The 26,402-nt window shown below is 72.9% G+C and carries 25 protein-coding genes, 2 tRNA genes and 1 pseudogene; 10 read left to right on the forward strand and 18 right to left on the reverse strand.

Going from position 1 to position 26,402, the window contains the following annotated elements:
• Positions 1-129 precede the first annotated feature (129 nt).
• Positions 130-1,335: an FAD-dependent monooxygenase gene (locus ACZ60W_RS13240; RefSeq protein WP_469755428.1), complete on the forward strand. Its 1,206-nt coding sequence runs from the start codon at positions 130-132 to the stop codon at positions 1,333-1,335.
• 196 nt (positions 1,336-1,531) lie between these two features.
• Positions 1,532-2,032: a hypothetical protein gene (locus tag ACZ60W_RS13245; RefSeq protein WP_469755429.1), complete on the forward strand. Its 501-nt coding sequence runs from the start codon at positions 1,532-1,534 to the stop codon at positions 2,030-2,032.
• A 55-nt stretch (positions 2,033-2,087) separates the two neighbouring features.
• Here ACZ60W_RS13245 and ACZ60W_RS13250 read toward each other — a convergent pair whose 3' ends face one another.
• Positions 2,088-2,756: a pentapeptide repeat-containing protein gene (locus ACZ60W_RS13250; protein ID WP_469755430.1), complete on the reverse strand. Its 669-nt coding sequence runs from the start codon at positions 2,754-2,756 to the stop codon at positions 2,088-2,090.
• Positions 2,757-2,854: 98 nt separating this feature from the next.
• Here ACZ60W_RS13250 and ACZ60W_RS13255 point away from each other — a divergent pair, with 98 nt between their 5' ends.
• Together ACZ60W_RS13255 and ACZ60W_RS13260 are read left to right on the forward strand one after the other, a co-directional pair.
• Positions 2,855-4,072 carry an NAD(P)-binding protein gene (locus ACZ60W_RS13255; protein WP_469755431.1) on the forward strand — a complete coding sequence of 406 codons (1,218 nt, stop codon included), beginning with the start codon at positions 2,855-2,857 and terminating at the stop codon, positions 4,070-4,072.
• 60 nt (positions 4,073-4,132) lie between these two features.
• Positions 4,133-5,137 carry a zinc-binding dehydrogenase gene (locus ACZ60W_RS13260; RefSeq protein ID WP_469755432.1) on the forward strand — a complete coding sequence of 335 codons (1,005 nt, stop codon included), beginning with the start codon at positions 4,133-4,135 and terminating at the stop codon, positions 5,135-5,137.
• A gap of 47 nt (positions 5,138-5,184) precedes the next feature.
• Here ACZ60W_RS13260 and ACZ60W_RS13265 read toward each other — a convergent pair whose 3' ends face one another.
• From ACZ60W_RS13265 to ACZ60W_RS13280, 4 genes are all read right to left on the reverse strand, one after another.
• Positions 5,185-5,520, reverse strand: coding sequence for a hypothetical protein (locus ACZ60W_RS13265; RefSeq protein ID WP_469755433.1), 336 nt, complete (start codon positions 5,518-5,520; stop codon positions 5,185-5,187).
• A gap of 9 nt (positions 5,521-5,529) precedes the next feature.
• Positions 5,530-6,009, reverse strand: coding sequence for a GNAT family N-acetyltransferase (locus ACZ60W_RS13270; protein ID WP_469755434.1), 480 nt, complete (start codon positions 6,007-6,009; stop codon positions 5,530-5,532).
• Between the two features lie 19 nt (positions 6,010-6,028).
• Positions 6,029-7,021, reverse strand: coding sequence for an aminoglycoside phosphotransferase family protein (locus ACZ60W_RS13275; protein WP_469755435.1), 993 nt, complete (start codon positions 7,019-7,021; stop codon positions 6,029-6,031).
• Between the two features lie 182 nt (positions 7,022-7,203).
• A complete protein-coding gene (locus tag ACZ60W_RS13280) occupies positions 7,204-7,968 on the reverse strand; it encodes a DsbA family protein (RefSeq protein ID WP_469755436.1) in 765 nt (254 codons plus the stop codon).
• A gap of 153 nt (positions 7,969-8,121) precedes the next feature.
• Between ACZ60W_RS13280 and ACZ60W_RS13285 the strand changes: the two genes are divergently transcribed.
• Positions 8,122-9,510 carry an NAD(P)/FAD-dependent oxidoreductase gene (locus ACZ60W_RS13285; protein ID WP_469755437.1) on the forward strand — a complete coding sequence of 463 codons (1,389 nt, stop codon included), beginning with the start codon at positions 8,122-8,124 and terminating at the stop codon, positions 9,508-9,510.
• Positions 9,511-9,555: 45 nt separating this feature from the next.
• On the opposite strand, the gene ACZ60W_RS13290 is transcribed toward ACZ60W_RS13285, so the two are convergent.
• The 5 genes from ACZ60W_RS13290 to ACZ60W_RS13310 form a co-directional block, all read right to left on the reverse strand.
• On the reverse strand, positions 9,556-11,643 hold the full coding sequence (locus ACZ60W_RS13290; protein ID WP_469755438.1) for a restriction endonuclease: 2,088 nt from the start codon (positions 11,641-11,643) through the stop codon (positions 9,556-9,558).
• A 159-nt stretch (positions 11,644-11,802) separates the two neighbouring features.
• Positions 11,803-12,813 (reverse strand): quinone oxidoreductase family protein, encoded by a 1,011-nt coding sequence (locus tag ACZ60W_RS13295; RefSeq protein ID WP_469755439.1) that lies wholly within the window; start codon positions 12,811-12,813, stop codon positions 11,803-11,805.
• Positions 12,814-13,055: 242 nt separating this feature from the next.
• Positions 13,056-13,202 (reverse strand): hypothetical protein, encoded by a 147-nt coding sequence (locus ACZ60W_RS13300; RefSeq protein ID WP_469755440.1) that lies wholly within the window; start codon positions 13,200-13,202, stop codon positions 13,056-13,058.
• A 257-nt stretch (positions 13,203-13,459) separates the two neighbouring features.
• Positions 13,460-13,526, reverse strand: a tRNA-Ser gene (locus ACZ60W_RS13305).
• Between the two features lie 557 nt (positions 13,527-14,083).
• Positions 14,084-14,476: a hypothetical protein gene (locus ACZ60W_RS13310; RefSeq protein ID WP_469755441.1), complete on the reverse strand. Its 393-nt coding sequence runs from the start codon at positions 14,474-14,476 to the stop codon at positions 14,084-14,086.
• 123 nt (positions 14,477-14,599) lie between these two features.
• On the opposite strand from ACZ60W_RS13310, the pseudogene ACZ60W_RS13315 reads away from it, so the two are divergent.
• Positions 14,600-15,002 (forward strand): annotated as a pseudogene (locus ACZ60W_RS13315) (tyrosine-type recombinase/integrase); the annotation flags it as partial.
• 73 nt (positions 15,003-15,075) lie between these two features.
• Here the strand turns inward: ACZ60W_RS13315 and ACZ60W_RS13320 are convergent.
• Positions 15,076-15,528 (reverse strand): hypothetical protein, encoded by a 453-nt coding sequence (locus ACZ60W_RS13320; protein WP_469755442.1) that lies wholly within the window; start codon positions 15,526-15,528, stop codon positions 15,076-15,078.
• Positions 15,529-15,670: 142 nt separating this feature from the next.
• A tRNA-Thr gene (locus tag ACZ60W_RS13325) sits at positions 15,671-15,747 on the reverse strand.
• 181 nt (positions 15,748-15,928) lie between these two features.
• Between ACZ60W_RS13325 and ACZ60W_RS13330 the strand changes: the two genes are divergently transcribed.
• The 3 genes from ACZ60W_RS13330 to ACZ60W_RS13340 all read left to right on the forward strand — a co-directional run bounded on the left by ACZ60W_RS13330 (position 15,929) and on the right by ACZ60W_RS13340 (position 18,423).
• Entirely contained in the window at positions 15,929-17,026 is a 1,098-nt protein-coding gene (locus tag ACZ60W_RS13330; RefSeq protein ID WP_469755443.1) for an ABC transporter ATP-binding protein, read from the forward strand.
• 214 nt (positions 17,027-17,240) lie between these two features.
• Positions 17,241-17,651: a hypothetical protein gene (locus tag ACZ60W_RS13335; RefSeq protein WP_469755444.1), complete on the forward strand. Its 411-nt coding sequence runs from the start codon at positions 17,241-17,243 to the stop codon at positions 17,649-17,651.
• Between the two features lie 55 nt (positions 17,652-17,706).
• Positions 17,707-18,423 (forward strand): nucleotidyltransferase family protein, encoded by a 717-nt coding sequence (locus ACZ60W_RS13340; protein ID WP_469755445.1) that lies wholly within the window; start codon positions 17,707-17,709, stop codon positions 18,421-18,423.
• Between the two features lie 172 nt (positions 18,424-18,595).
• Here the strand turns inward: ACZ60W_RS13340 and ACZ60W_RS13345 are convergent, their stop codons facing one another.
• From ACZ60W_RS13345 to ACZ60W_RS13370, 6 genes are all read right to left on the reverse strand, one after another.
• Positions 18,596-20,170, reverse strand: a complete 1,575-nt coding sequence (locus tag ACZ60W_RS13345) for a DoxX family membrane protein (protein WP_469755446.1) — start codon at positions 20,168-20,170, stop codon at positions 18,596-18,598.
• A 105-nt stretch (positions 20,171-20,275) separates the two neighbouring features.
• Positions 20,276-21,232 carry a 23S rRNA (guanosine(2251)-2'-O)-methyltransferase RlmB gene (gene rlmB, locus ACZ60W_RS13350; RefSeq protein ID WP_469755447.1) on the reverse strand — a complete coding sequence of 319 codons (957 nt, stop codon included), beginning with the start codon at positions 21,230-21,232 and terminating at the stop codon, positions 20,276-20,278.
• Positions 21,233-21,311: 79 nt separating this feature from the next.
• Positions 21,312-22,709, reverse strand: a complete 1,398-nt coding sequence (gene cysS / locus ACZ60W_RS13355; RefSeq protein WP_469755448.1) for a cysteine--tRNA ligase — start codon at positions 22,707-22,709, stop codon at positions 21,312-21,314.
• A gap of 212 nt (positions 22,710-22,921) precedes the next feature.
• On the reverse strand, positions 22,922-23,431 hold the full coding sequence (gene ispF / locus ACZ60W_RS13360) for a 2-C-methyl-D-erythritol 2,4-cyclodiphosphate synthase (RefSeq protein WP_469755449.1): 510 nt from the start codon (positions 23,429-23,431) through the stop codon (positions 22,922-22,924).
• Positions 23,421-24,170 (reverse strand): 2-C-methyl-D-erythritol 4-phosphate cytidylyltransferase, encoded by a 750-nt coding sequence (ispD, locus tag ACZ60W_RS13365; RefSeq protein ID WP_469755450.1) that lies wholly within the window; start codon positions 24,168-24,170, stop codon positions 23,421-23,423. Before ispD ends, ispF begins: the two co-directional genes overlap by 11 nt.
• 364 nt (positions 24,171-24,534) lie before the next feature.
• Positions 24,535-25,017 (reverse strand): CarD family transcriptional regulator, encoded by a 483-nt coding sequence (locus ACZ60W_RS13370; protein ID WP_003953493.1) that lies wholly within the window; start codon positions 25,015-25,017, stop codon positions 24,535-24,537.
• Between the two features lie 641 nt (positions 25,018-25,658).
• Between ACZ60W_RS13370 and ACZ60W_RS13375 the strand changes: the two genes are divergently transcribed.
• Entirely contained in the window at positions 25,659-26,306 is a 648-nt protein-coding gene (locus ACZ60W_RS13375) for a DUF461 domain-containing protein (protein WP_469755451.1), read from the forward strand.
• The last annotated feature ends 96 nt before the right edge of the window (positions 26,307-26,402 follow it).

Raw genomic sequence — 26,402 nt, forward strand, 5'->3', positions numbered from 1 at the left:
CGTCGCGGGCCGTCCGCCCCCAAGACGCCTCCCGGACACCCCACCCACTGCTACTGTGCGTTGCCATTCGACCGCACGGCGTCATGCCGCGGTCGTCGGTACCGGCACTCAGTCCCAGTGGGAGCGCACGTGAAGCTCGCGATCGTCGGCGGTGGCCCCGCCGGCCTCTACCTCTCGATCCTGCTCAAGCGGCAGGATCCGTCGCACGAGATCGCCGTGTACGAGCGGAACGCCGAGGGCTCCACCTACGGCTGGGGCGTCACCTACTGGGCCGGCCTCCTCGACAAGCTGCGGGCGGGCGACCCCGAGTCCGCCGAGGCGGTCGCCGACGCCTCCGTGACCTGGACCGACGGCGTCGCGATCGTCCGCGACGAGCGGACCGTCCACCGGGGCGACGCCGGCTTCGGCATCGGACGGCGGCGGATGCTCGGGCTCCTCGCCGACCGCGCGCGGGAGCTCGGCGTCCGGGTCTCGTTCGAGCACGACGTCGCCGGGCCGGACGCGCCCGAACTCGCCGGCGCCGATCTGGTCGTCGCCGCCGACGGGGTCAACAGCGTCCTCCGCGAGGCCCACGCCGACCGCTTCGGCCCCACCGTCACCAGCGGCCGCAACCAGTACATCTGGCTCGGCACCACCAAGGTGTTCGACTCCTTCAGCTTCGCCTTCAAGGAGACCGAGCACGGCTGGATCTGGTGCTACGCCTACGGCTTCAGCGGCGAGCGCTCCACCTGCGTCGTCGAGTGCTCCCAGGAGACCTGGAAGGGCCTCGGCCTCGACTCCCTCGGTGAGGCCGACAGCCTCGCCCTCCTGGAGAAGCTCTTCCACGACCTCCTCGACGGACACGAGCTGATCGGCCGCGACCGGGCCGACGACGCCGCCCAGTGGCTGACCTTCCGCACCCTCACCACCCGCGTCTGGCACCACGGCAACCTCGTCCTCCTCGGCGACGCCGCCCACACCACGCACTACTCGATCGGCGCGGGCACCACGCTGGCCCTGGAGGACGCCCTCGCCCTCGCGGACGCCCTGCGGGCCCCCGCCGACCTGGACGCCGCCCTCACCGCGTACGGCAGGCGGCGCCGCGCGGAACTCGTCTCCGCCCAGAGCGCCGCCCGCTACAGCGCCCAGTGGTACGAGAACCTCCCCCGCTACATGGCCCTGGAGCCGGCCAGGATGTTCGCCCTCCTCGGCCAGCGCCACTCGCCGCTCCTCCCCCACATCCCGCCGCAGCTCTACTACCGGATCGACCGCGCCGCCGAGCAGCTGGAATCCCTCCGCCGCCTCAAGCGCTGGCTGGGCCCCCGCGTCGCCCGCGCGGTCCACGGCCGCCGCTGACCGTCCGCCCGTCCGCCCGCCGAACCCCGGGCGCGGACCCGGCGGGTGCGAGCGGAGGCACGGGCGGGCGCGGGACACGGGGAGGCGGGGGGGCACGGGGAGGCGCGGGCACATGCGGGCGCGGGCACGGGCGGGGTGCGCGCGGGCGGCCGTCCTCGCGTGCGTCGCCGGTGCGGCGCCGTGACACCATCGGTCCGTGCTCGACATCGGCTACTCCCTCTCGCGTCGCTTCCCCGACCCGCCGCAGACCGACTACCGCCACGCGGACGTCCACTCGCTGCGCCACGACCTCTTCTGCGGGGACGTCTACCTCGCCGACACCGAGGCGGACCGCGAGGTGTCCACAGCCTGGGGATGGGTGCCGGTCCTCGACTTCGCCTGGGCGCTGTGCGACATCGTCGAACAGCTCGACCAGGACCCGCGCGGCAACCGCGCCGCCCAGCCGCAGTACGCCGAACTCGACTTCACCGAGTCCACGGACCGGATGCTCTTCGAGCGCCGCTTCGGCTGGGTGGACGTCGAGGCCGACTGGATGCCCGGCGACGAACCGCCGGTCACCTTCAACCACGCCGCACTGCGCCGCGAGGCCCGCGACTTCCTGCACGACCTGATCGCCGACCTCACCGACATGCACGAGGGCCTCGCCGACAACCCGGCCGTCTGGTCCCTCCAGGCCCGCTTCCCCCGCCTGCCCTGACCGCCTGCCCCACCGTCGGAGCCCCCCCGGAACCGGACGCCCCCGGCGGCGGGGCTCAGTCCTCCACCCGCACCCCCAGCTGCGCCGCGAGCACCGGCGCCAGGTCGAGGAGCTGGGCCGTCGAGACCACCGCCCCGGCCAGCGACTCCACCCCACGCGCGATCTCCAGGCGCCGCACGCCCCGCAGGTCCACGTCCCGCAGCCGCGCCCCGGAGAAGTCCACCCCTGTCAGCACGCAGTCCGTGAACTCGACCCGCTCCAGGACCGCGCCCCCGAAGTCCGCCTCGCTGAGCACGCACCCCTCGAAGACGACGTCCCGCAGCTTCGCCCCCCGCAGGTTCAGGTAGTCGCTCTTCCCGCCCCGCACCACGACCCGCTCCAGCACCGCCCCGTGCAGCTGCGCGCCGCCGAACCGCGCCTCCACCACCTCCACGTCCCGCAGCTGCGCCCCGCCGAGCTCCGTGCCCACCCCCCGCACCCCGGTCAGCACCGAGTCCAGGAAGCGCGCCCCCGTCAGCCGCGTCCCGTCGAGCCCGCACTCCCGCAGCGCGCAGTCCAGGAACCGCGCGCCCTCGCCCGACTGCCCGGCCAGGTCGAGCCCCGCCAGTTCGAGCCCGTCGTAGTCCCCGTCCGGCTCCAGCCCGCCCCCGTGCGGCTCCAGCGGAGGCAGCCGGACCTCCGGCCGCCGTGCCCCCGCCACCTTCTTCTTCCGTGTCGTCGCCATGCCCCCATGGTGATGTACGCCACTGACAGCGCCCCCGATGTCACGAACGCTGACCCGCCCCGCGTCCCCCCTACGAGACCGACACGAGGGAGACGGACATGCGGAAGCTCACGATCATCGGCGGCGGCTTCGCCGGACTCACCGCGGCCCTGACCGCCGCCGAGGCCGGCACCCGGGTGACCCTGCACGAGGCCCACCGGACCCTCGGCGGCCGGGCCCGTACCGCCGAAGGCCCCCACCGCACCAACGAGGGCCCGCACGCCCTCTACGCCGGCGGCCCCCACTGGACCTGGCTCAAGCAGCGCGGCCTCCTCGGACCGCTCGCCCCGCTCCCGGCCGCCGAGAGCCTCCGCTTCCGCTTCCACCAGGACGGCGCCCTGCGCCGCGTCCCCCCGCTCGGCCTGCTGCGCCAGGCCCTCCGCAGTGCCGAACGGGCCCCCGTCGACCTCGACTTCCGCACCTGGGCCGGCCGCCTCGCGGGCGCGCGCACCGCCGCGACGGCCGCCGCGTACAGCGGGGTCGCGCTCTTCCACCACGACCCCGGCGCGCTCTCCGCCCGCTTCGTGCAGGAACGGCTGCACCGCGCCGCCTCCCTGCCCCCCGAGGCCCACTACATCCGGGGCGGCTGGGGCGAGCTGATCGGCCGGATGGCCGCGCGCGCCCGGGAGGCGGGCGTCCGCATCGAGACCTCGTCCCGCGTCGACGCCCTGCCGGCCGACGAGGGCCCGGTGATCGTCGCCACCGCCCTGCCCGCCGCCGCCCGGCTCCTCGGCGACCCGTCGCTGACCTGGGAGAGCGGCCGTACCGTCCTCGTCGACCTGGCGCTGCGCACCCGCAAGGGCGACCCGTTCGTCGTCTCCGACCTGGACGCACCCGGCTGGGTCGAGCGCTTCACCGCGCAGGACCCGTCGCTCGCCCCCGCCGGGCAGCAGCTGATCCAGGCCCAGCTCCCCATCGGCCCCGACGCGGGCAAGGCCGACGGCGTCGCCCACGCCGAACGCCTCCTCGACCTCGGCTTCCCCGGCTGGCGCGAACGGACCGTGTGGCGGCGCGAGTCCGTCTCCCAGGGGCGCACCGGCGCCGTCGACCGCCCCGGCACCACCTGGCGCGACCGGCCCGCCGTCGACCGCGGCGACGGCGTGTACCTGGCCGGCGACCAGGTGGCGGCCCCCGGCGTGCTGTCGGAGGTGTCCTTCACCAGCGCCGTCGAGGCGGTCTCCCTCGCCCTGCGCGCCGACCGGACCGGCCCCGGTCGGCGCCCCGGGACCGGCGACCGGTCCGGCCGCCCCGACGGCCTTGACCTCAAGCGCGCTTGAGGTCGGAGGCTGTACGCGTCAAGCCGCCCACCGGCCCGTACGACGACCCAGGGGAACGCCATGCACGCCATCCGCCTCCACGCCTTCGGCCCCGCCGAGAACCTCTCCTACGAGGAGACCCCCGACCCCGAGCCGGGCGCCGGCCAGGTCCGCATCCGGGTCGCGGCGGCCGGCGTGCACCTCCTCGACACCGCACTGCGCGAGGGCGCCACCGGTCCGTTCCCCGCCCCCACCGCACTGCCCACGACCCCCGGCCGCGAGGTCGCCGGCACCGTCGACGCCCTCGGCGAGGGCACCGACCCGTCCTGGCTCGGCCGGCGGGTCGTCGCCCACCTCGGCATGAACCCCGGCGGCTACGCCGAACTCGCCGTCACCGACGCCGCCCGCCTCCACGCCCTGCCCGACCACCTCGGCGAGGCGGAGGCCGTCGCCATGATCGGCACCGGCCGCACCACCCTCGGCATCCTGCAGTTCACCACCCTCGGCCCGGACTCCGTCGCCGTCGTCCCCGCCGCCGCGGGCGGCATCGGCACCCTGCTCGTCCAGTACGCCAAGAACGCCGGTGCCCACGTCATCGGCCTCGCCGGCGGCCCCGCCAAGGTCGCGCTCGTCCGCGAGAACGGCGCCGACCTCGCCGTCGACTACACGGAGCCCGGCTGGCCCGACACCGTCCGCGCCCACCTCGACGGCCTCGGCAAGCGGGCCACCGTCGTCTTCGACTCGGTGGGCGGCGACGCCGGCCGCGCCGCCGTCGACCTCCTCGGCAAGGGCGGACAGCACCTCGTCTTCGGATGGTCCGGCGCCGGCGGCCCGGAGGCCGGCGCCCTCACCTTCACCGAGGAGGAGCTCACCGCCCGGCGCATCGTCTCGGAGTCCGTCCTCGGCCCCGTCATGATCCGCAAGGCGGGCGGCGACGTCCGCGGTCTCGAACTCGCCGCCCTCGACGCCGCGGCCACCGGCACCCTCCGCCCCGCCGTCCACCGCTTCCCCCTCGCGGACGCCGCGGGAGCCCACCGCGCCCTGGAGAACCGGGGCACGACGGGCAAGGTCGTCCTCGTCCCGTAGGTCCCGGCCCCCGGCCCGTGTCCCTGAGGTCCCGGCCCCCGGCGCCGTCAGACGCCGACGACGTCCCAGGAGTGCGCCTTGAACTCCTTCAGGAAGTCCGGGTGGTCCTCCCACATCCGGGCCACCTGGCGCAGCACGTCCCAGTTGTGCTCCAGGGCCTGGTCGACGACCTGACGCAGCTCCGGCGCCGTCTCCCGCTTCTCCACGAGGCCGCTGACGGCCGACGCCGCCTGCACCGTGTACCGCGTGGCCCGCAGCGCCCGCGAGGTGTCGTCCATGCCGAACCCGTGGTCACTGCCGTTCGCGGGGTCGAAGAGCGGCGTCAGCCGCGCCTCGACGAAGGCGGTGATCCGCTGGAACCGCTGCTCGATGTCCGTGTTCATGCGTTCTTCCTACACCCTCGCCCCACCGAGCTCCGCAAGCGCCCCGTCCGTCAGGCGGTAGATCGTCCACTCGTCCTGCGGACGGGCGCCCAGGGACTCGTAGAAGTCGATCGACGGCTTGTTCCAGTTCAGCACCGACCACTCCAGGCGCCCGTAGCCCCGGTCGACGCAGATCCGCGCCAGCTCGCGCAGCAGCGCCTTGCCGTGACCGCCGCCCCGCGCCTCCGGACGGACGTACAGGTCCTCCAGGTAGATGCCGTGGACCCCGCGCCACGTCGAGAAGTTGAGGAACCAGAGCGCGAACCCGGCCACCTCGCCGGAGTCGGTCTCCGCGATGTGCGCGAAGACCGCGGGGTGCTCGCCGAAGAGGGCCTCGCGGAGCTGCTCCGGGGTCGCGTGGACCTCGTCGAGGGCCTTCTCGTACTCCGCGAGGTCGCGGACCATGGCGTAGATGACAGGGACGTCGGCAGGCGTGGCTGTACGGATCATGGGGCCAGCCTGCCCCGGCTCAGGCCCTCCTGGCCAGCAGGATTCGGGCCAGCGCCACCTGCTCGGCGTCGAGCCCCGGCTCGCCGTCCTCGACGTCCCACAGCCCGTTCTGCAGCACCCGCCCCAGCGTCCACGCCGCCGCCCGACGCCGGTCCCCCGCCACCTCGGCCAGCAGGTCGAAGCGCCACAGCACCTCCGCCGGATCGGGATCGAACCGGTCCGTCAGCGCCGGCAGCAGATCGAACCCGGGATCCCCCGCCAGCGGCTTCGGGTCGATCGCCAGCCACGGCCCGCGCCCGTCCGGGCCCCCGGGACCCCCGTCCCCAGCGGATCCGGATCCACCCGGACGGCCCCCCGCCTCCGGGGCGCCCGCGAGCACGTTCCCGATGTGCAGGTCCCAGTGGAGCAGCCGGTCCCCCGGCTCCCCCGCCACCTCCCGCACCGCCGCCGCGCAGTCCCGCAGCACCGCCGCGTCGTCGGCGCCCAGCCGCGCCACCGCCGCCGGCGCCTCCGCCAGCATCCCGGCCGCGATGTCCGCCAGCCGCCGCATCCCCTCCGGCGCCGGCACCGCCACCAGCCGGGCCAGCAGCCCCGCCACGATCCGCAGCGCCTCCCGCGTGTCGGCCAGCGAGGACAGCGGCCGGCTCTCGTCCAGCCGCTCCAGGAGCATCGTCCCCGTCCCCGCGTCGTGGTCGAGCAGCCGCACCGCCCCCGCCCCGTCCCACACCCGCAGCGCGACCGCCTCGCCCTCCGACTCCTCGTCCAGGAGCTGGAACTTCAGCGCCGCCCGCGTGCCGTCCGCCACCCGCACCACCGGCAGCACCAGCGACGCCACCCCGTACATCGACGCGCCCGTCACCCGCAGCCCCCACCGCCCGAGGAACTCCTCCGCCAGCCCCGGCAGCCCCGCCACGAACGCCCGCCCCGCCGCGCCGTTGTACCGCTCCTGGGACCGCGCCAACTCCTCGGGCACGCGCACGACGCCACGATCCGGCGTCCCGGTCGCGCACACGACACCACCCTCCGACGCCCCGGTCACGCCACCGGAGACACGATCCGACTTCCCGGCTCCACGAGTCATCCCCCGACCCTAGGGCCTGTCGTCACCATCGCCTCTGCCCCGCGACGCCTGGCACGCGCACCAGACGCCGCAGGGCCGCCCTTCGGGCAACGAGGGGATGGTGACGACAGGCCCTAGGGGGCGTCCTGCCCCGAGCCGCCCTCATCTCCCGGCAGGACGCGGCCCACCCCGGCATCGCCCAGCGCCCGCGAGAACTCCGTCGCGTCGTACAGCGCGTCCCCGCCCGGCAGGGCCGTACCGTCCACGAGCACCGTCGGCGTGCCGCCCACCCCCGACTCCTCGAACGCCCTCTCCGCGCCGGCGACCCAGACCCGGTGCGCGTCGTCGCGCACGGCACGGTCGAAGGCGGGCCCGCGCAGCCCCTCCACCCCGTCGGCGATCCGCAGCAGACGGTCCACGGAGTACCCGTCCGCCGACTCCCGCGCGGGCTGCGAGGCGAACAGCGCCGCCTGGTACGCGGCGAACCTCCCCGGCCCGGCGTCCACCGCCGCCCGCAGCGCGTTCGCCGCCCGCGCCGAGGCGGTGCCGCCGGTGCGCGCGTCGAGGAAGGAGGCGACGACGTACTCGACCCGCACCGTGCCCGCGGCGGCCTCGTCGGCGAGGACCGTCCCGGCGCTCTCCTCGAACCGCGCGCAGTAGCCGCACCGCGGGTCCACGAACACGGTCACCGTGTGCGGGGCCTCCGCGGGGCCGACGACGATCTTCGTACCCTCCACGGCCGCCGGCAGCGTCGCGAGCACCTCCACCCGCTCGGCCGGGACCGCCGCGACCGCCGCGGCGGCCGTCGGCCCGCCGGCCGAACACCCCACCGCCGCAAAGCCGATGAGACCGGCCGAGAGCGCCGCGGCGACACCGCGCCGAGTCCTGCGCACGGGCATGGGGGAGTCCTTCCGTAGCGACGAAATCCGCACGAGATCCGCACCCTCGAACCTAGGCCGGACACCACCCCGCGCCCCGCGCCGAAGGACCCGTATCCAGGGGACCAAGGCCCCGGGTAACGTCCCGCCCACGCACCCGGAAGAGGGATACACATGAGCACGGTCAACGGCGGCATCTCGTTCTGGTTCGCGCAGGAGGGCACCCCCGCGCCCCGCGAACCGCTCCCCGGGGACACCACGGCCGACGTCTGCATCGTCGGCGGCGGCTACACCGGCCTGTGGACCGCCTACTACCTGAAGAAGGCCGTCCCCTTCCTCCGGATCACCGTCCTCGAAGCCGCGTTCTGCGGCTACGGCGCCTCCGGCCGCAACGGCGGCTGGCTCTACAACGGCATCGCCGGCCGCGACCGCTACGCCAGGCTCCACGGACACGACGCCGCCGTCCGCCTCCAGCAGGCCATGAACGCCACCGTCACCGAGGTCCTCGACGTCCTCGACACCGAGAAGATCGAGGCCGACCAGCACCGCGGCGGCGTCCTCGAAGTCGCCCTCTCCCCCGCGCAGCTCCTGCGCCTCAGGGAGTTCCACGCCACCGAGACCTCCTTCGGCGAGACCGACCGCGAGCTGTACGGGGCCCGCGAGACCGCCGAACGCGTCCGCGTCACCGGCGCCGTCGGCTCCTCCTGGAGCCCGCACGGCGCCTGCCTCCACCCGGTCAAGCTGGTCAACGGCCTCGCCGCCGCCGTCGAGGCGCTCGGCGTCACGATCCACGAGTCGACCCCCGTCACCGAGATCAGGCCCCAGCACGCCGTCACCCCGTACGGCACGGTCCGCGCCCCCTACGTGCTGCGCTGCACCGAGGGCTTCACCGCCTCCCTCGCCGGCCAGCGCCGCACCTGGCTCCCCATGAACTCCTCCATGATCGTCACCGAGCCCCTCACCGACACCCAGTGGGACGCCCTCGGCTGGGCCGGCGGCGAGGCCCTCGGCGACATGGCCCACGCCTACATGTACGCCCAGCGCACCGCCGACGGCCGCATCGCCCTCGGCGGCCGCGGCGTCCCGTACCGCTTCGGCTCGAAGACCGACAACGACGGCCGCACCCAGCCCCAGACCGTCGAGGCCCTCCGCGACCTCCTCGTCCGCTTCTTCCCCCAGCTCGCCGGCGTCGGCATCGACCACGCCTGGTCCGGCGTCCTCGGCGTCCCCCGCGACTGGTGCGCCACCGTCACCCTCGACCGCTCCACCGGCCTCGGCTGGGCCGGCGGCTACGTCGGCTCCGGCGTCGCCACCGCCAACCTCGCCGCCCGCACCCTCCGCGACCTCATCCAGCAGGACTCCGGCCAGTCCGGCCCCACCGACCTCACCGCCCTCCCCTGGGTCGGCCACAAGGTCCGCAAATGGGAACCCGAACCCCTCCGCTGGCTCGGCGTCCAGACCATGTACGCCGCCTTCCGCAGCGCCGACCGCCGCGAATCCGCCACCCACACCGCCACCACCGACCCCCTCGCCACCCTCGCCAACCGCCTGAGCGGCCGCTGACCCGCACCCCCCACGGGGTTCCGGCCGGGGGGTGGCTCCCCCGGCTCAGTCCACGTCGATGCCGAAGTCCCCCACCAGCTCCTCCAGCCCGCCGCCGTACCCCTTGCCGCCGACCACGAAGTCCCAGTCACCGCCGGCGCGGCGGCGGAACGACCCGAGCACGAGGGCGGTCTCGCCGGGCCGCCCGTCGGAGACGACGAGCCGGTCGAGCTCGGTCCCGGCGTCGTCACGGAGCCGGATGCCCGCCTCGGTGAAGCCGCGCAGGTCCGCCTCCGGATCGACCTCGGGATCGACGGCGGCCACCAGCACGAGGCGGTCGGCGCGCGCCGGAAGGGCGTCGAACCCGACCCGCACGGCCGCCCGGTCCCCGGGCGCGGCGGCCACCGACGACACCGAACCGTCCGGAGTGGCCGGGTTGTTGTAGAAGACGAACCACTCGTCGCCGAGGACCCGGTTCCCCGCGCAGACCAGCGCGCACACGTCGAGGGCCACCGGCCCGGTCCACACCATCCCGAGCAGGTTGAAGTCCTCGTCGGCCTCGACGGCCGGCACGGCGGCGGGCACGACGGGGGCGGGCGCCGGAGCGGACGGGATCACGGGGCCCAGCCGGCCCCGCAGCCCGTGCTGCCGGAGCAGCTCGACGAGCTCCGTACCCGAGATGAGGGTGAGGGGCTTGCCGTTGGCGAAGGTGTACGAGCCCGGCCCGAAACCGGACGTGGTGACGAGGACGCCCTTGTTCGCGCCGGCGCCCTGCACGGTCCCGAACAGGTCCCTAACGGCGGTGGGCGGCACGGTGTTCCGGTAGCGCTTCACCTGGACGAGGATCGACCCACCGCTGATGGGATCGGGATCGAGGGCCTCGACGTCGACACCGCCGTCGTTGGACCGCTGCGTGGTGACGGCCTGCAGACCACGGGCCCGGAACAGCTGCGCCACCAGCCCCTCGAACGCGACCGGGTCCATGGTCAGGAGATCGGGCTCCTCCCCGTCGCCCTGGACGACGACGTCCCCGCTCACCTGCCCCGGCGAGACCAGCGGCGCGACCGGCACCCGCTCGTCCGGCCTGGCGGAGAGCCGGCCGGCGAGACCCCCGGTCAGGCACTCCACGGCCCCGACGAGCTCCAGGTTGAGCCCCTCGAACACCCCCCGGTCCACCGCCACGGAGGCCACGCAGGCCCGCGCCGCCAGCCCGGTGGCCGGATCGACACCCCCCACGTACCCGTTGAGGGTGACCCCCTCCAGCGCACCGAACCGGTCCGCCGCGAACAGCTCCCGCACGGCGAGGAGCACACTCTGCGCCAGCACGTCCCGGTAGAGCGCCCGCCGCCGCGTCACCGGCCGCGGGACCTCCTTCTCCTGGTCCGTGCTCGGCAGGTACTTGACGCCCTTCGCCCCCGGCACGACCTCGTACCCGGGCAGGTCCCAGTCGAGCACGAGCCGGCGCCGGGCCCGCTCGTACGCCGCGGACACCTCGCGGGGAAAGCCCTCGGGCCAGGCGGTCGAGGCGAACAGCACGGCGGAGAAGAACTCGACGACGGTGTCCGCCTCCCCCTCGCGCAACGCCCCGACCATCCCGGCGACACCGCCGTTGTGCGCGCGTATCTCCGCGAGCCGGCCGGCCGCCCACACGTCGTGCTCCCGCCGACGGGCCGCCAGCCGCTCGACCCGCCGCACCTCCGCCGCCCGCGCCTCGTGCAGATCCCGCTCGAACCGCGCCGACGCCTCCCGCTCCGCCTGCGCCGACCCGGACGCCGGCCGGTAGAACCGCCGGTCCGGCATGGCCACCGGCTCCCCCAGGGGCCCCGGCACGAACGGCTCCACGACCTCCTCCCGCCGCAGTGACTCCACCCCGAACGCCGCGCCCCGGCACCCCGCCGCCAGGAACGACTCCAGCTCCGCCACCCGCCGGTCGATCTCCCGCGTCCTGCGCAGCGCGTCCGCGTCCCTCCGCTGCCGGTACGCCGCCCGCTCCTCGCGCCGCATCCGCGCGACGTCCCTCTCGTACGCCCACTGCGCCCGCTGCGCCTCCCTCTCCCGGCGCAGCACGGCCTCCCGCTGCCCTTCCCTCTCCCTCTGCGCCACCCTCTGCTGCTCGGCCCACACCCCCATGAGCCCTTCACCCCGCCGCGCCATCCCCACCCCTCCCCCGACTCCCGACACCACCCCCCAATCCTCCCGGACCCGGCCACCCCACCCCCGCCCTACCCTCAGGTAGCCCCAACTCGTGACCCCCGCCGCGGCTTCGCTCCCGGCGCCGACGGGCGGGTGGATCCCCGACCCCGTCACCCGCGGTCAGCTCCGCGTCTCCTCACGGCGCCCCACGGCGGCCGCGTCGGGCACGAGGAGCAGCTTGCCGGTGGTACGCCGGGCCTCCAGGTCGCTGTGGGCGCGGGCGGCCTCGGACAGCGCGTAGCGGCCCGTGACGGTGACCGCGAGCGCCTCGGAGCGCACCCACTCGAACACATCGGCGGCCCGTCGGAGCAGTTCGGACCGATCGGCGATGAAGTCCCCGAGGCTGGGCCGGATCAGGGTCAGCGAACCGCCGTGGGCGAGCCGCATCGGATCGAACGGCGGCACGGCACCACTTGCCGCGCCGAAGAGCACGAGACGGCCGCGCGGCCGCAGGCTGGCGAGGCTCGCGTCGAAGGTGTGCGCGCCGACGCCGTCGAAGACGACCGGCAGTCCCTGACCGCCGTTGAGCCGCCTCACCTCGGTCGCGAGATCGTCGACCGCGGAGGACAGGATCACCTCGGCGGCCCCGGCGCGCTTCGCCAGCTCGGCCTTCGCCGTGGTCGACGTCGTGCCGATCACCCTGCCGCCGAGATGGGTGACGAGCTGGGTCAGAAGCAGCCCCATGCCACCGGCAGCCGCATGCACGAGCACCGTGTCGCCCCCCTGAACAGGGTAGGCGTCCTTGACGAGGTAGTGCGCGGTCATGCCTTGCAGGAGCACGGCGGCGGCCGTCTCGAAGCCGATGTCGTCGGGCAGCGGCACCAGCCGGGAGGCGTCCACGACAGCCCGCTCCGCATACGTGCCGGGAATCTCCACCCAGCCGACCCGGTCCCCGACCGCGACGTCGGTGACACCGGGTCCCACGTCGACGACCGTCCCGGCGCCCTCAGCGCCCGGCGTGAAGGGCAGCGGGAGGCTGTACCGGCCTTCGCGGTGGTAGACGTCGAGGAAGTTCACCCCGGCCGCGGCGACCTCCACGACCGCCTCGCCCGGACCCGGCCGCGGCTGCTCCACCTCGGCCTCCCGCAGCACCTCGGGACCGCCCACTTCGTACACCTGAATCGCTCGCATGACCCTCCCCTAACGGCTCGTCACCCCACCAACCCCGTTGCCGTCCCTCCGATTCCCGGCAACCAGCCCACCCCGACGCCCCCGCCGAGACCCGGGACGCCCCGCCTTCCCCCGCGAAGAGCCGGCCCGACCCACGGCTGCCGAGGCCGCGGTCGCGGCCTTGCGGTACGGCGGCCGGACGGAGCCGCCGCCGCACGCCCCCGCACGCCCCCGTCCGGCGCCGTCGACGCCGGCCCCGGACGTCAGTCGCCCATCAGATCCGGGTAGGGACAGAGTTCCAGCTCGGCAGCCGGCCGATCGGCCCACTTCCACCAGACGTGCCGGTCGGAGCATCCCCAGACCACACGGCAGGTGCGGCGGTCGTCCTCCTCGCGGTGACACCGCACCATCGCACCGGCCTTCAACTCACCATCGCACTGCGGACAGGCGGGTACGGAGTCGGTCGGCACGTCAGCAACCTACCCGTTCCCCCCGACAGCCCGAACCGAACCGCATGCCCCTCCACCACATGGTCGGCTCCCGGTGCTCCGGCTCCGAAGAGAAGCACTGCCTCCTCGCCCTGCCCGGGGCGGCCCGGCGACTCGACCGACGGTCGGGCGGCACACCCGCGATCATGCGCAAGGGTCGACGCCGGGGAACCTTCGCCTGGAGCCCCCTGTCGGGTTCGAACCGACGAGCCCTCACTTCACAAGAGAGGTTGGGCCGTCACGGGCCCGAGCTGCGGGTTCGCTGGCTCGGTGCAGCGCGGCCATGTTGCCCGCTTCGCGCCCCGATTCCCCGTGCTTCTCCGCTCAACCCGGCACGGGTGTGGCGCGGGATGTCGGGACGAGTCGATCAGGACACGGGCTTCATCGTGTGGCCCAAGGCGACCAGACCGAGCCCGACCACGAACAGCGTTGCGCTGCCGAACCCGATGCACGACACCAGCACCGCACCGGCTCCCCAGAGTCTTGATTGCCGGACGTACCTTGGCAACCGTCGGCCTGGCAGGCGTCCGAGAAGCAGAGCATGGATGCCGAGGACGACTCCCGCGAGCCAGGCCCCACCGACGACCACAATCAGTGGCAGAAGCGCTCTCGCGAATGATGTTGACAAGGAAATCGTCGTGGCGCGAGTCACCGTGGGTTCAAACCCCGGACCCACCGCGCAGGTGAACGACCTCTGCCCAGCACGAACGGTCAGGGGGCGATTCTTCCGGGATCCGCTCTTCACTGCAGTTCCCCTTCGGATACCGCGTGAGCGGGCACGCACGGGGCACGGCTGCAGCCTTCTAACTCTCAGGCCGCAGGACCACGTCGATGGCGTGGGCGTAACCGTCAGGGTCATCGACCGAGATGCGTGCGTGCCAGCGCTGGGGTCCACCGATGTACTTCACCAAGCGGCTCTCCCCCAGGACGTCTCCCACTGCGAATCTCCTATCCGCCAAGTAGAGAGTCTGATCAAGCACTGTGGTGAATGAGGAGTCACTCGCGACGCCCTCGCCGTGGTCAAGGAAGAGTCGCACCTTGACCAGGACCGTCTGAGCCTGCGCTCGGAGGATCACGTGGGTATCCGAGGATGCGGCCGGCTTCCCGTCCAGGTCCAGACCATCCGGAATCCAGTCCGGAGACCCCAGAGCCACGCGCGGATGATTGATGTACAGGTCGACGCCTGCAATCTGCACGGAGTCCCACTTCCATCGTCACTGCGGTGGGTGGACGCTAGCAGCCACGTTGGCGAGCGCTCTGCCAAGATCGCAGGAGAGGCTTTGGCCGGCACCCACCCACTGAAAGACGACTAGACGACGCTCGTGGAGCCGCCCAGGGTCGCCGTACGCGACCGCAGCCCGCGGTCCCTCGACTTCATCGCAGCCGCCCGCCGGGACCCGCTGTACGCCGCCTTCGTGCTTGCCATCGCGATGGGGTTCCGTCTTCGCCATTTGCACGGGTCGCCTTGCCGTGCCCCTCAACGTCCACCGGTCCTTCGCCCGCGTCACCCAGGCGGCCGGCCTCCGGCTCATCCGCCTCCACGACGCCCGGCACGGCTGCGCGATGCTGCTCACCGCCGCCGGCGTGGTGCCACGCGTCGTGATGGAGATCCTCAGCCACAGTCAGATCAGTCTGACCATGGACGTCTGCACCCACGTCGTCCGGGGCACCCAGCGCGAGGCCATCAGCCACATTGACCGGCTCCTCAAACGAAAGCGCCCACAGCTCCGCCCCGACGGTGGCTGCCGTGTTGAATGCCGGTCTGACTCAACCCCGTGTTCAGCATGGGGCTGCGTCAGTGAAACCAGACCACGAGACGCACGTTCTCGGCGCCGTGAATGTCACTGAGGATGCGCATAACGCTCCAGACCCGGCCCCAGTCTGTGTCGGTCCCTGCGGCCGAAGCACGGCTTCGCGTGCCGGAGGCGTCCGTCTCCTGCCAGTCGGTGGCAGAAAGCTCTGCCCAGGTCAGCCACGTCGTTCCGTGTACGTAGCGGGGGCCGCCGCAGTCTGCGAACTCACGACGCAGCCCTTCCGACGCGTCGTCCGGGAAGCCACGGTCCTCGGCAAGTGGGCGGAAGCCGAAGTAATTGCGGACCCCGAAGAGGCAGGCCAGGCCGTCGTAGGCGTTACCCCTGTTCAGCAGGAAGAGGTCGATGCCCGCTTCCCAGACTGTGTCCTCGTCGTCTGGACCCCACAGCCGGGCCCCGGGGCGGCACTCGATCATTCCACTGACATCGGTCGTCATGGCGTGATCCTGCCTGCCGGGTCGAGGAGCGAGCATCCACCTTTCGCTCCGCACACCCGCGGCCGACCACCGCCGATGATGTCACCGGTGGATGCCGAAGACCCCCGACCATGATCGGTCGGAGGTCTTCGACGCTCCTGCCTGGAGCCCCCTGTCGGGTTCGAACCGACGACCCCCGCTTTACAAGAGCGGTGCTCTGGCCAGCTGAGCTAAGGAGGCAGCGAGTGCAGTGTAACGAACGGGGGTGGGGGGTGGTCGGGAATCTCACCGTCGGGAGGGTGCTGACAGATCGGGTGCGGGGAGGTAGCGTCACGGGGAGTTCATCCAGGTGGACTAGACCTCAATCCTTCCTTTACTCGGATCGTCCGGCACGTTCCTGCCGGTGAAGGGACACATCACCATGGCTTCCGTCACTTTCGACAAGGCGACCCGGGTGTACCCCGGCGCCACCAAGCCCTCCGTCGACCAGCTGGACATCGAGATCGCCGACGGCGAGTTCCTCGTGCTGGTCGGTCCGTCCGGCTGTGGCAAGTCGACGTCGCTCCGCATGCTCGCGGGCCTCGAGGACGTCAACTCCGGCGCGATCCGCATCGGTGACCGCGACGTCACGCACCTGCCGCCGAAGGACCGGGACATCGCGATGGTGTTCCAGAACTACGCGCTGTACCCGCACATGACGGTCGCCGACAACATGGGCTTCGCGCTCAAGATCGCCGGCGTGAACAAGTCGGAGATCCGGGCGAAGGTCGAAGAGGCCGCGAAGATCCTCGACCTCACCGAGTACCTGGACCGGAAGCCGAAGGCGCTCTCCGGCGGTCAGCGCCAGCGTGTGGCCATGGGCCGCGCCATCGTGCGCGAGCCGCAGGTGTTCCTCATGGACGAGCCGCTGTCGAACCTCGACGCGAAGCTCCGTGTGTCGACCCGTACGCAGATCGCCGGTCTGCAGCGCCGCCTGGGCATCACGACGGTGTACGTGACGCACGACCAGACCGAGGCCCTCACCATGGGCGACCGCGTCGCCGTGCTGAAGGACGGTCTGCTCCAGCAGGTCGACTCGCCGCGCAACATGTACGACCGGCCCGCCAACCTCTTCGTCGCCGGCTTCATCGGCTCCCCGGCCATGAACCTGGTCGAGGTCCCGATCACCGACGGCGGCGTGAAGTTCGGCAACAGCGTCGTCCCCGTCTCCCGCGACGCCATCGCCGCGGCGTCCGCCAACGGCGACACCACGGTCACGGTCGGCGTCCGCCCCGAGCACTTCGACGTGCAGGGCCCGACGGGCAAGGACGGCCTGGCCGTCACGGTCAACGTGGTCGAGGAGCTCGGCTCCGACGGCTTCGTGTACGGCTCCACCCGCGTCGGCGGCGAGGACAAGGACCTGGTCGTCCGCGTCGGCGGCCGTGACGTGCCGGCCAAGGGCACCACGCTGCACGTCGTGCCGCGCGCGGCCGAGCTGCACGTCTTCTCGACCTCCACGGGCGCGCGTCTCAGCGACTGACGCCACCCGGGCCTCCCCGGCTCCCGTACGGCCCCGCAACCGCTCGGCGGATGCGGGGCCGTCCGTTTAAACGGGCGTTCCGCGGAAAACCCCGGCATTCGGGGCCCGTCCCGGGTCGCCGCGTCAACACCGGCTTCGAAAAGGCGCCTCGAACTGTCCCCCGCGAGAGTGACTAAATGTCGCCATATCACTACCGGCCGCTACGCTCGCCTGCGTGACGCACACTGCCCGCCGAATCGGCCGCTCTCTCGCCCTCGTCCTGCCCGTCGTCCTGGTGCTCTCGGGAACGCTCGCGGTGTCCGCCGTTCCGTGGGCGGGCCAGGACTCCGGAACCCAGCTGACGGCCTCCTCCTCGGAGGTCTCCGTCCGGGCCAAGTCCCGTGCCCCGCAGGACGTCCTGCGCGACCAGCTCCTCGCCGAGCTCCAGGAGAAGGACCCCGGCACGGCCCTCACCCACCTCCAGCGCGAGGTGGAGAACCGCCCGTCGCTGGCCAAGCACTGCATCTCGATCGCCCGGGCTCTGGGCCGCGCCGCCGTCGAGCACTACGGGCCCTCGCGCGCCCAGTCCTTCTCCCGCCCGGTCTGCGACACCTCGTACGCGACCGGCGTCATGCGCGCGAGCTGAGCCGGGTCGCGCGTCCGGCCGTCGGGCGTACGGGGCGGCGCCTATCGTTCCCCGTATGCACACCTCTCCGACGCAGGCCGTGGTCCTGGCGGGCGGCCAGGGCTCACGGCTGCGCCCGTACACCGACGACCGCCCCAAGCCGATGGTCGAGATCCCGGGCACCGGGACCCCGATCATCGGCCATCAGCTTTCCTGGCTGGCCGCCGAGGGCGTGACCGACGCCGTCGTCTCCTGCGGCCACCTCGCCGAGGTGCTCCAGGAGTGGCTGGAGAACGCCGACCTCCCCCTCAAGGTGACGACGGTCGTCGAGTCCGAGCCGCTGGGCCGCGGCGGCGGCCTGAAGTACGCCGCCGCGCACCTGCCCGCGCCGGACCAGCCCTGGTACGCCACGAACGGCGACATCTGGACCCGCTTCTCCCTGCGCGAGATGGCCGCGTTCCACACCGAGCGGGACGCCGTCGCGACGCTGGCCCTGGCCCGCCCCCGGATCCCGTGGGGCGCCGTCGAGACCGACACCTTCGGGCACATCACCGACTTCGTCGAGGCGCCGCCGTCGCCGTTCCTCATCAACGCGGGCGTGTACGTCTTCTCCGCGACCTTCACGGAGCTCCTCCCGGACCTCGGCGACCACGAGCGGACCACGTTCCCCCGGCTCGCCCGTGAACGCCGCCTCGCGGGCTTCCCGCTGCCGCAGGGGGCGTACTGGCGGGCCATCGACACCGCCAAGGACCTGACCGAGGCCGCCAAGGAGCTGGCCGCGCAGCGCGCCTGACGGCTGGCCGCGTGACGGCGACCCGACGGAGTACGCGAGTACCTGAGTACCCGAGTAGTCGCGTGGTCGCGTGGTCGACCAGCCGTGTCGTCGCGCACGACGCGGGAACGACGGAAGAGGGCGGCACCGCGATCGCGTCGCGGTGCCGCCCTCTCCGTGTCGGGGCGTGGGGTCAGCCCAGGAGGCCGCCGATCGGGTTGCGGGCGCCACCCGAGGTGGAACCGCTCTCGGTGGGGGTGCTGCCGCCGCCGGAGCCGCCGGAGGAGCCGCCGGACGAACCGCCGGTGCTGCTCGGGCCGTCGCTGGTGGACGGCGGGGGCGCGGGCTTGGACTGGGTGGGCGTACGGCTGCCGGTACCGCCGGTGGAGCTGCCGCGGGTGGCGGTGGGGCTCTGGGTCCGGGCGGACTCGCGGGTCGTCTCGGTGGGCCGCGCGGCCTCCTGGGTCTCCTCGCGCTCGGCGGGGGCCTTGGTGGTCTCGGCGGGCTTGGGAGCGGTCGAGGCGCTCTTGGAGGGGGCACGGCGCTGCGGCTCGGTGGGGAGCGGCTGGCCGGGCAGGTGGTTGATCGGGTCGTCGTTGGGGCCGGGGACGGTGACCATCTCGGTGGAGCGGACGGCGCCGCCGAGGACGGAGCCGACGAGCAGGGTGAGGCCGACGACGACGGAGGCGAGGAGGGTGCTGCGGCGGATGACGCGGCGGCGGAGGTCCCAGAGGTCGGCGCGGGGGCCGAGGGTGCGCCACGCCTCGCCGGCGATGCGGCCGTCGAGGGAGTAGACGGGGGCACCGGCGATGATCAGCGGGGACCAGGCGGCCAGGTAGATGATGTCGGCGGAGTCGTAGACCGGGACGGTCTTCCAGCTGACGGTCAGCAGCAGCGCGGCGGAGAGCAGGGCGCCGACGACGGCCGCGAAGCGCTGCCAGAGGCCGAGGACGGTGAGGACGCCGACGACGACCTGGAGGAAGGCGACGGTGAGTCCGGCGCCGACGGGGTGCTGGAGGGCGAAGTCGCGGAGGGGTTCGGCGAGGGCCCACGGGTGGAGGGAGTTGAGCCACTTCACCATCGAGCCGCGCTCGCCGCCGTCGAAGTAGACGGGGTCGCAGAGCTTGCCCATGCCGGCGTAGATGGAGATGAAGCCGAGGAAGACGCGGAGCGGGAGGAGGACGACGCCGAGGTTCATCCGGCGGCCGGGGTAGTAGGCGTGCCGGACGCTGTCGTTGCCGTGGCGCTGGGCGGCGCGGCCGTGCGGCGCCTCGTCGTACGGCTCGGGCGCCTCGGGCCGGAGCTCGTAGACGTCGTCGTACGCGCCCTCGGCGCGGCGCATCGGAGGCAGCAGGGGCGCGGAGTCGGCGGGCACGACGGGGGTCGGCATGGTGGTGTCGATCCGCGGGATCGCCTGCGTGTCGCCGGTCTCGTGACCGGGGTGGCCCCCGCGCCCGCCGACCGGTTCGAGCGTGGAGACGGACGACTCGCGCACGGCCTGCAGGAGGCCGGTGGCGCCCGGTGCGGACTTGCCGGTCCACACGACGGGACGGCGGCGCGTGCCGGCCGCTCCGGCGGCGACGCCGGCTCCGGCGAGGGCTGCGGTGCGGGCGCCGGAGCCGAACTGGGGCTGCGGGGCCGGCGCGAGCCGCACACGGAAGCTGGCGTGGTTCACGATCACCTGGGCGGGATCGGAATCCACCTTGACCATGCTCAGCGCGGGCTGATCGTCGAACCCCGGCCGGGGCGTTCTGGTGTCCACACTCATCTAACCGAGTGATCTGGGTTTAGGACACTGCCTTGACGGCTCGCAAATGTCCGAGACCCGTCAAGATCACGCCATGGCCGGGGCCGGGACGCACCGGGTGAGGGGTCAGCCCATGCGGCGGCGGGCGGCCTCGTAGAGCACGACGCCGGCGGCGACACCGGCGTTGAGCGACTCGGCGCCGCCCGGCATCGGGATGCGGACGAGGAAGTCGCAGGTCTCGCCGACCAGACGGGACAGGCCCTTGCCCTCGGAGCCGACGACGACGACGACCGGGCCGCCCAGCTCCTCCAGCTCGTGGACCTCGCGGTCGCCGTCGGCGGCGAGGCCGACGACGGTGATGCCGGCCTTCTGGTACGCCTCCAGGCAGCGCGTCAGGTTGGTGGCGCGGGCGACCGGGGTCCGGGCGGCGGTGCCGGCCGAGGTCTTCCAGGCACCGGCGGTCATGCCGGCGGCGCGGCGCTCGGGGACGACGACGCCGTGGCCGCCGAAGGCGGAGACGGAGCGGACGACGGCGCCGAGGTTCCGCGGGTCGGTGACGCCGTCGAGGGCGACGATCAGCGGGTCCTCGTTGTGGTCGTACGCGGTCGCGGCGAGGTCCTCGGGGTGCGCGTACTCGTACGGCGGGACCTGGAGGACGAGGCCCTGGTGGTTGAGGCCGTTCGTCATCCGGTCGAGCTCGGGGCGCGGCGCCTCCATGATGTTGATGTTGCCGCGGCCGGTGGCGAGGTTCAGGGCCTCGCGCACGCGCTCGTCGTTGTCGATGAACTGCTGCACGTACAGGGTCGTGGCGGGCACGCCGTCGCGCAGGGCCTCGAAGACCGGGTTGCGGCCGACGACCATCTCGGACTGGCCCTTGCCGCCGCGGCGCGCGACGGGCTTGCGCTTGGCGGCGTTCCGGGCGATCGCGTTGGAGACGCGGAAGGCCTTGTGGCCCTTGCGGTTCTCGGCCTTGGGCGTCGGCCCCTTGCCTTCGAGGCCCTTGCGCCGCTGGCCACCGCTGCCGATCGTCGCACCCTTCTTGTTGGACGTGCGACGGTTCCTGCGCTGGCTGTTCCCGGCCATGACTACTCTCATCCTCGGTGGTGCGTACGTAAGGTCTGTAACTGAAGTGTGCCGCCCGGAGGCCCGAGCGGCACGTCTTCTAACGGTTGCCCAGCGTCCAGCGGGGGCCGTCGGGGCTGTCCTCGATGGCGAGGCCGGACTGGGTGAGCTGGTCGCGGATCGCGTCCGCCGTCCCCCAGTCCTTGCGCTCACGGGCCGACTCGCGCTGCTGGAGCACGAGCCGCACGAGGGTGTCGACGACGCCGTGGAGCTCTTCGCCGCCACCGGTCTCCTCGGCCCAGTGCGGGTCGAGCGGGTCAAGGCCGAGGACGCCGAGCATGGCGCGGACCTCGGCGAGGCGGGCGATGGCCTCGTCCTTGTCGTCCGCGGCGAGGGCGCTGTTGCCCTGGCGGACGGTGGTGTGGATGATCGCGAGCGCGTGCGGCACGCCCAGGTCGTCGTCCATGGCCTCGGCGAAGGCCGGCGGCACCTCGGCGGCGGGGGCGACGGGCACCCCGGCCTTCTCGGTGGCGCGCTGGACGAAGCCCTCGATGCGGGCGAACGCCGACTCGGCCTCGCGCAGGGACTCCTCGCTGTACTCGATCATCGACCGGTAGTGCGGGGTGCCCAGGTAGTAGCGCAGGACGATCGGGCGCCAGTTCTTCACCATCTCGGACACCAGCACGCTGTTGCCGAGCGACTTCGACATCTTCTCGCCGCTCATGGTGACCCAGGCGTTGTGCACCCAGTACTGCGCGAACTCGTCGCCGAAGGCCTTGGCCTGGGCGATCTCGTTCTCGTGGTGCGGGAAGATCAGGTCGAGGCCGCCGCCGTGGATGTCGAAGGCGGAGCCGAGGTACTTGTGCGCCATGGCCGAGCACTCCAGGTGCCAGCCGGGGCGGCCGCGGCCCCACGGGGTCTCCCAGTCGGGCTCGCCCGGCTTGGTCGACTTCCACATGGCGAAGTCGCGGGGGTCGCGCTTGCCGGCGACGCCCTCGTCGGGCTGACGGAGGTCGTCGATGTCCTGGTTGGACAGCTCCAGGTAGCCCGGGAAGGAGCGCACGTCGAAGTAGACGCTGCCGTCCGCCTCGTACGCGTGGCCGCGCTCGATGAGGCCGCGCATCATCTCGATCATCTCGGGGACGTGACCGGTGGCGCGCGGCTCGTAGGTCGGCGGGAGGCAGCCGAGCGCCTCGTAACCGGAGTTGAACGCGCGCTCGTTCTCGTAGCCGATGGACCACCAGGGGCGGCCCTGCTCGGCGCCCTTCCTGATGATCTTGTCGTCGATGTCGGTGACGTTGCGGATGAACGTGACGTCGTAGCCGCGGTACGCGAACCAGCGGCGCATGATGTCGAAGTTCAGCCCCGAGCGGATGTGCCCGATGTGCGGGGCCGCCTGCACGGTGGCGCCACAGAGGTAGATCGAGACGCAGCCCGGTGTGAGCGGGGTGAAGTCACGGATCTGCCGGGCTGCGGTGTCGTACAGGCGAATAGTCACCACTCCAGGGTAGTGGGCGTGTGGTAGTGCCCCGCGACCAGTTCGCGATCGCCGATGACGTTTTTCACCGGTACCGGTGGCAATCGGTCATCCCGCCCGTCGGCCGAGGCCCCGGACTGGCGACCGTCCGCCACCGCCGGGGTCACCGCGCCGACGGCGGGCGGGCGCCGGCCGCCGGCGTACGCCCCGGCCGGTGCACGCCCGTTCGGGCGCTAGCGGGCTTCCGTCGGGTAGACGAGGGCGGTCGCGATCGCGGCGAGGCCCTCGGCGCGGCCGGTGAGGCCGAGCCCGTCGGTGGTGGTGCCGGAGACGGACACGGGGGCGCCGGCCGCCGCGCCCAGGGCCTTCTGCGCCTCGTCGCGGCGCTTGCCGACCTTGGGGCGGACGCCGATGACCTGGACGGCGATGTTGCCGATCTCGAACCCCTCGGCGCGGACGATCCGGGCGGCCTCGGCGAGGAGGGTGACGCCGGAGGCGCCGGACCACTCCGGGCGGGAGGTGCCGAAGTGGGCGCCGAGGTCGCCGACTCCGGCGGCGGAGAAGAGCGCGTCGCAGGCGGCGTGGGCGGCGACGTCACCGTCCGAGTGGCCGGCGAGCCCGAACCCGCCGCTGTCGGCGGGCTCCCAGAGCAGGCCGGCGCACCAGAGTTCGCGGCCCTCCTCGAAGGCGTGCACGTCGGTGCCGATGCCGGTACGGGGAAGGATCATCGGTTCAGAAGCCATCGTTGGCCCTCCTGCGGGCGAGTACGGCCTCGGCGAGGACGAGGTCGAGGGGGCGGGTCACCTTGAAGGCCTCCTCGTGGCCGGGCACGACGACGACGGGCGCGCCGAGCCGCTCGACCATACCGGCGTCGTCGGTGGCGCCCTCGCCGGTGAGGGCGATCGTGGCGTGGGCGTTGACCAGCGTGTCGTGGTCGAAGCCCTGCGGGGTCTGGACGGCGCGGAGGCGGGCGCGGACCGGGGTGGCGACGACCTGCTCGGGGTCGCCGGCCTGCTCGGCCGGCTCGACCTCCTTCACGGTGTCGGCCACGGGCAGCGCGGGGACGACGGCGACGGCCCCGTCCCGGACGGCCTCGATGACCGCGTCCACGGTGTCGACGGGGACGAGGGGGCGGGCGGCGTCGTGGACGAGGACGGTGGTGACGCCCTCGGGGAGCGCCTGGAGGCCGAGGTGGACGGACTCCTGGCGGGTGTCGCCGCCGGGCACGACGAGGTAGTCGGTCCGCTCGGGCAGGGCGTGGGCGTCGAGGAGGTTCTTGACCTCGGCGGCGCCGTCGGAGGGGGCGACCACGACGACCAGCGAGACCGCGCGGGAGGCGGCCATCGCGCGGACGGCGTGGATGAGCATGGGGGTGCCGTTCAGCGCGCGCAGCGCCTTGGGGGCGCCCGGGCCGAGGCGTACGCCCCGTCCGGCCGCCGGGATCACCACAGCGGTACGAGAAGGACGCGCTTCGTCTGACATCGGTTGCACTCCGGCAGGTTTGTTTCCGCGGCCGACATGGGTATGGCCTCACCGTGCCGGACGCTCCGCCTTGACCGGGCCCTTTCCGTGACGACGGTCGAGGCGTGGCCGCCCGGGCACAGGGGTTCGGACGTTTCAGGGGGTGCGGGTTCTTATTCTCGGCGGCGCACACACGTGCCCGTTTATGGTGTCCGTGTGTGTACGGCCGTGCGTACGCTCCGCGTTCGTACGCGAACATGCCGCAGCGCCCGGAGACGGCACTGTGTGGATCACAGCACGCCAGCGGGCGCCGCGGCATCGCTTTACTCGGCGGCGCACTCGGGCGGGTCGTCGGACGGAGTCCTCGGACCTGGCCTGAGCACGCTCAGGACGCGAGGACCTCGTCGAGGAGAGCCTCGGCCTTGTCCTCGTTCGTGTTCTCCGCGAGGGCGAGCTCGCTCACCAGGATCTGGCGAGCCTTGGCGAGCATGCGCTTCTCGCCTGCGGACAGCCCGCGCTCACGCTCGCGCCGCCACAGGTCGCGGACTACTTCGGCGACCTTGATGACATCGCCGGAGGCGAGCTTCTCGAGATTTGCCTTGTAGCGACGGGACCAGTTCGTCGGCTCTTCGGCGTACGGCGCACGCAGCACCTCGAAGACCCGGTCCAGCCCGTCCTGACCGACCACATCGCGGACTCCGACGAACTCCGCGTTGTCCGCGGGCACGCGGACAGTCAGGTCGCCCTGCGCGACCTTGAGCACCAAGTAGGTCTTGTCCACGCCTTTGATCTGGCGAGTTTCGATGGCCTCGATCAGCGCGGCCCCGTGATGGGGATAGACCACGGTGTCGCCAACCTTGAACGTCATGTGACAGGTACCCCTTCCGTGGCTATCCAGGGTAACACGGATTCGGCTTCTTCTGAATGGCGTTTTCGCAGGTCAGGGCATATCTCGGGGCTTGACAACGATGAGTCGATCGTGCTGCGGAGGGCTTCCGGAAGGCGGTATTCGCAGGTCGGAGCCGCTGTGCGGACAGAGAGAAACGCGCACGTTACACCTACCCCGGGCCGCTCGAGGCAGGCTCGATGTCCCGATTTGTCTGGTTCGGAGTGCCCTTCTTCGCGTACTCCGTTCGAGGATCGTCCACCCGTACGGATGCATCCACGCGCGATTCCGTAATTGATCAGTCGACGCGGCTCCGGGGTTTTCCGGATCCGCGTCTCCGGGAATGCGCGGCGGCCCTCGAATTGATCAAGGCGGATATGTGAACAACAGGTCAATGGGTCGTGATCCGGCCATGTCAGCCGACGGCCGGGGCGGCGGCGGGGCCGCTCGGGGAGGCCGGCCGGGACGGCCGTCCCGGGGACCGCCGGAGACGGCCGTGGTCGGTTAGGGGCGGGTCGGGTGCGGGACGGAGAGTGCGGCTCGGTAACCTAAGCGCGCTGACACACCTTTAGTTGTTCCTTAGTTCCCAAGCCCGTCCGTACGTCCTAGGAGATGCCGCCGCCGTGAGCCGCAGCCTTCGACGCGGCGCCCTCGCCGCCACCGCCATCGTTCTCTCCGTCGCCGGGCTGTCCGCCTGTGGTGCCGGCAACAACGCGCAGACGCTGGAAGTGCGGCCGGACAACGCCGCCGTCACCGTGGACGACGTCAAGATCCAGAACGCGCTGGTGATCACCCAGCCCGAGGTCGGCGTCAAGGGCCCGGCCGTGGTCTCGGCCACCGTCTTCAACAACGGCAACCTGCCGCAGGTCATCGAGTCGATCACCCTGCCGGGCACCCTCGGCACCGTGAAGCTCAAGGCGGCCGAGGGCGCCGGCCCGATCACCGTCCCGGCGCTCGGCTCGGTCGTCATCGGCGGCGAGGGCAACGCCTCCGCCGTCGTCGAGAACGGTCTGGCCGAGGCCCGCAACGGCAACGCCCAGAAGGTCGTCTTCAAGCTGAGCAAGACCGGCGAGGTGAGCCTGAACGCCTTCGTCGTCCCGGCGACCAGCTACTTCAAGGACTTCGGCCCGAGCGTCGTCCCGGCCCCGCCGGGCGCCACGCCGTCCGCCTCGGCCTCCCCCTCCGGCGACGCGGAGCACGCCGCAGGCGAGGGCGAGGGCGAGCACGGCGCCGAGCCGTCGGGCGAGGCGAGCCACACCGCCGGTCACTGACCGCACCGACGTGAGGAGGGGCGCCCCCCGGCCGGGGGGCGCCCCTCCTCACGGAAGAAAACACACCCGAACCCCCACCCCAAAAACCCCCCCTTA

The sequence above is a fragment of the Streptomyces sp. NPDC104202 genome (genome assembly GCF_055584185.1).

Bases quoted from the DNA above. Each gene is read 5' to 3' on its own strand.
- ACZ60W_RS13330 (WP_469755443.1), top strand. From the start codon at position 15,929: ATGGCTTCCGTCACTTTCGACAAGGCGACCCGGGTGTACCCCGGCGCC.
- ispD (WP_469755450.1), bottom strand. From the start codon at position 24,170: ATGTCAGACGAAGCGCGTCCTTCTCGTACCGCTGTGGTGATCCCGGCG.
- ACZ60W_RS13290 (WP_469755438.1), bottom strand. From the start codon at position 11,643: ATGGCGCGGCGGGGTGAAGGGCTCATGGGGGTGTGGGCCGAGCAGCAG.
- ACZ60W_RS13340 (WP_469755445.1), top strand. From the start codon at position 17,707: ATGCACACCTCTCCGACGCAGGCCGTGGTCCTGGCGGGCGGCCAGGGC.
- ispF (WP_469755449.1), bottom strand. From the start codon at position 23,431: ATGGCTTCTGAACCGATGATCCTTCCCCGTACCGGCATCGGCACCGAC.
- ACZ60W_RS13320 (WP_469755442.1), bottom strand. From the start codon at position 15,528: ATGACGACCGATGTCAGTGGAATGATCGAGTGCCGCCCCGGGGCCCGG.
- ACZ60W_RS13265 (WP_469755433.1), bottom strand. From the start codon at position 5,520: ATGAACACGGACATCGAGCAGCGGTTCCAGCGGATCACCGCCTTCGTC.
- ACZ60W_RS13280 (WP_469755436.1), bottom strand. From the start codon at position 7,968: ATGCCCGTGCGCAGGACTCGGCGCGGTGTCGCCGCGGCGCTCTCGGCC.
- ACZ60W_RS13250 (WP_469755430.1), bottom strand. From the start codon at position 2,756: ATGGCGACGACACGGAAGAAGAAGGTGGCGGGGGCACGGCGGCCGGAG.
- ACZ60W_RS13285 (WP_469755437.1), top strand. From the start codon at position 8,122: ATGAGCACGGTCAACGGCGGCATCTCGTTCTGGTTCGCGCAGGAGGGC.
- ACZ60W_RS13295 (WP_469755439.1), bottom strand. From the start codon at position 12,813: ATGCGAGCGATTCAGGTGTACGAAGTGGGCGGTCCCGAGGTGCTGCGG.
- ACZ60W_RS13255 (WP_469755431.1), top strand. From the start codon at position 2,855: ATGCGGAAGCTCACGATCATCGGCGGCGGCTTCGCCGGACTCACCGCG.
- ACZ60W_RS13370 (WP_003953493.1), bottom strand. From the start codon at position 25,017: ATGACGTTCAAGGTTGGCGACACCGTGGTCTATCCCCATCACGGGGCC.
- rlmB (WP_469755447.1), bottom strand. From the start codon at position 21,232: ATGGCCGGGAACAGCCAGCGCAGGAACCGTCGCACGTCCAACAAGAAG.
- ACZ60W_RS13300 (WP_469755440.1), bottom strand. From the start codon at position 13,202: ATGGTGCGGTGTCACCGCGAGGAGGACGACCGCCGCACCTGCCGTGTG.
- ACZ60W_RS13345 (WP_469755446.1), bottom strand. From the start codon at position 20,170: ATGAGTGTGGACACCAGAACGCCCCGGCCGGGGTTCGACGATCAGCCC.
- ACZ60W_RS13260 (WP_469755432.1), top strand. From the start codon at position 4,133: ATGCACGCCATCCGCCTCCACGCCTTCGGCCCCGCCGAGAACCTCTCC.
- ACZ60W_RS13270 (WP_469755434.1), bottom strand. From the start codon at position 6,009: ATGATCCGTACAGCCACGCCTGCCGACGTCCCTGTCATCTACGCCATG.